We start from the raw sequence: 2,863 nt of genomic DNA on the forward strand, positions 1-2,863 counted from the left end.
AGAAGTGGTATTTAAATAGCGACTATCTTTGTGGGTTATTTCATCTGCAAGTTCTTGATAGTTAGTCAAGTTTCCGTTATGTGCCAATGCAATACCATAGGGAACGGATGTCCAGAAAGGTTGCACTTCGCCATGACTAAATCCACCATGGGTAGGATACCGATTATGAGAAATTCCAATATTGCCAGTTAGAAGTTCCATGTTTGATTCGTTGAAAACTTCTTTGGCGAGCCCCATGCCTTTTTCTTTGTGCATACGGTCATCGTAAGTCATAATTCCGGCGGCGTCTTGTCCGCGGTGTTGCAAATGGATGATGCTATCGTACAGCTCAGCTGCGACTTGTTTATGTGAAAAAATTCCGGCTATACCGCACATTAGATTTTACTCCAGTGTTCATGTGTGTAAGTGTTAAAGTGTTCACGAACACTTGAATACCTGAACACTTTAACGCTATTTTTCTTCATAATAAGTCCACCAGTTTTGATGCTAACCCGATATAATTTTCCGGCGTCATATTTATTATCGTCCGTTTGTCATCGTCTGATATTTTTAATCCAGCTACGAATTCCACCATGGATTCTGCATTGATGGATTGACCCTGTGTCAACGTTTTCAACTGTTCGTAAGCATCTTGTTTTCCCGTTTTCCGCAGGATAGTTTGGACCGCTTCTCCCAGAACTTCCCAGTGATTGTTAAGTTCATTTACCATTTGAGTTTTATTAATTGTAATGCGATTCAAACCTTTAATAATATTTTGTATTGCCAAATAAGAATGGCCCAACGCCACACCTTGATTCCGCAAAGTGGTGGAATCGGTAAGATCTCGCTGCATTCGTGAGACGGGAAGTTTGGTGGCTAAATGATTGAGCAGCGCATTGGCGATGCCCATATTACCTTCTGCATTTTCAAATTGAATCGGATTAATTTTATGGGGCATGGTAGATGAGCCCACTTCTCCGGCTACTTTCTTTTGTCCCAAAATTCCACGACTAATATAAGACCACATGTCCCGACATAAGTCGGTCAAAATAGAATTGACTCGAACCATTTGATGAAAACTTTCCGCCAAAGAATCGTGGGGTTCAATTTGAGTAGTTATTAAGTTGGGGTCGAGCCCAAGTGATTTGATAAATTTTGATGCAAACCGTATCCAATTTACTTTTGGATAAGTAGCCATATGCGCAGACCATGTTCCGGTGGCGCCACCAAATTTTCCCAATAATGTGTGGGATTTAATTTGTGAAATTTGTCTATCCAATCGAGCGCAGAAAACAGCCAATTCTTTTCCGAATGTGGTGGGCGTTGCGGCTTGGCCATGAGTCAGCGCCAACATAGATGAACCTTTATACTTCCGTGCCAGTTTCTTTAATTCTTTATTCACCGATTGTAGAGTTGGTAAGTAAATCTGTTTCAATCCATCTTGCCACATGAGCGAATAAGACAAATTATTTACATCTTCCGATGTGAGTGCAAAATGAATCCAGGGGTGAAGCGACTTTTTCACTTTTCCTTGAATATAATATTCAATGGCTTTTACATCGTGATTCGTGGTGGTTTCGAATTCCTTAATTTTTTCAGCGTCAGTCGAATTGAAATTTTGATAAATTTTTCGTAAACGGGATTGTTCAGTTTTGGAAAATGGTGGAAGTTCTTTTATTCTTTTTTTATTTCCCAAAGCAATAAGATATTCAATCTCAATTTTCAGGCGATAGCCCATGAGTGCCGATTCTGAAAAATAGGCGGACAGATCTTTTATACTATTTGTATAGCGACCATCTAATGGAGAAATGTTGTTTAAAGTGTTCATGTGTTTGAGTGTTGGTGTGTTCGGGTGTTCGGGTGTTTATGGCTGATGAATTCGTCAAGAAAATCCCAAGCCTGTCGATTTGCCCCATATTCTGAAATTGGTTCGCTCACTTTATTTTTTGAAATAGAATTATTCACATGTTTTAACAAGCCCATTGTTACAGCATGCACTTCTTCAGCATCATTTTGAAGAGCCGTTACTTTGTTGTTCTCTAAATAATTGTTATCAAGCACTACATACAACAAGCTTTTCACTTCCATGGAAGAACTTTGAGATATATCTAAAAAGCGAATGAATTCTTTTTTGTGAAAACGAGAAAACCCTTCTGCAATATTTGTCATAGATGATACAACGGCTCGTCGCAGTTGATCTTTTAAACCAAAGTCTTTTGATAGGTTACTAGATTTTGAAATTGAATAAACATTGTTTACCAAAACACGAGCCTTCTGCCAACAGATTAAATCTTCAAATTTGGTTATTTTCGCCACGATCCTATCTCATGAACACCTAAACACTTTTACACATTTTCAAATTCTTTTCTTTTATTCTCAAACCACTCGCCCATGGCTTTTGGGTCTTGCATCAATTCTTGCATTTCACCCATAGCTTTTAGATGGTCTTCATCCCTGGCTTGGAACATTTCCATTCCATGCGCTTTGCTCATGTCTGCGATTTCATCAAATGTGTCAGCTGTGAATTCTTTTTCACAGGCGCCACCCAATTGGTTGCATGTCATTGTTTTCATTTTAACTTCTTATTAATTAAACATAGTGTTCATGTTAATGATTTTATACCAACGCTATACATTCTATGGAAATGTGTATTCCCTTAATTGGCATACCTACAATAGGCGTTGATCTTGCTGGCGGGTTATTTGGAAAAAACTCAACAAAAAGATCATTTAGTTTAGCAAAGTTATTTGCATCACAAAGCCATATTGTCGTTTTAACTACTTTACTCATATTGCTTCCGCAATTCTCAAGTAATGTTGAAAGATTTTTAAACGATTGTCGCGCTTGGGATTCAAAGTCATCTCCAACAAGCTCTCCTGAATTA

At 38.3% G+C, this 2,863-nt stretch carries 5 protein-coding genes; all 5 read right to left on the reverse strand.

Annotated elements, in window-relative coordinates; translation table 11 throughout:
• Positions 1 to 375: amidophosphoribosyltransferase (locus tag HN459_03630; protein ID MBT3478534.1), on the reverse strand; the 375-nt coding region annotated here is incomplete at its 3' end.
• 85 nt (positions 376 to 460) lie between these two features.
• Positions 461 to 1,807, reverse strand: a complete 1,347-nt coding sequence (gene purB / locus HN459_03635; GenBank protein ID MBT3478535.1) for an adenylosuccinate lyase — start codon at positions 1,805 to 1,807, stop codon at positions 461 to 463.
• The gene (locus HN459_03640) at positions 1,804 to 2,295 is read right to left on the reverse strand and encodes a four helix bundle protein (protein MBT3478536.1); all 492 of its coding nucleotides are present in this window, start codon (positions 2,293 to 2,295) and stop codon (positions 1,804 to 1,806) included. The genes purB and HN459_03640 overlap by 4 nt, the downstream gene beginning before the upstream one ends.
• A 29-nt stretch (positions 2,296 to 2,324) precedes the next feature.
• Positions 2,325 to 2,552 carry a DUF1059 domain-containing protein gene (locus HN459_03645; protein MBT3478537.1) on the reverse strand — a complete coding sequence of 76 codons (228 nt, stop codon included), beginning with the start codon at positions 2,550 to 2,552 and terminating at the stop codon, positions 2,325 to 2,327.
• 43 nt (positions 2,553 to 2,595) lie between these two features.
• The coding region (locus HN459_03650) for a RidA family protein (protein ID MBT3478538.1) at positions 2,596 to 2,863 on the reverse strand (268 nt) is incomplete at its 5' end.

Source organism: Candidatus Neomarinimicrobiota bacterium, from assembly GCA_018647265.1.
GTDB lineage: Bacteria > Fidelibacterota > Marinisomatia > Marinisomatales > TCS55 > TCS55.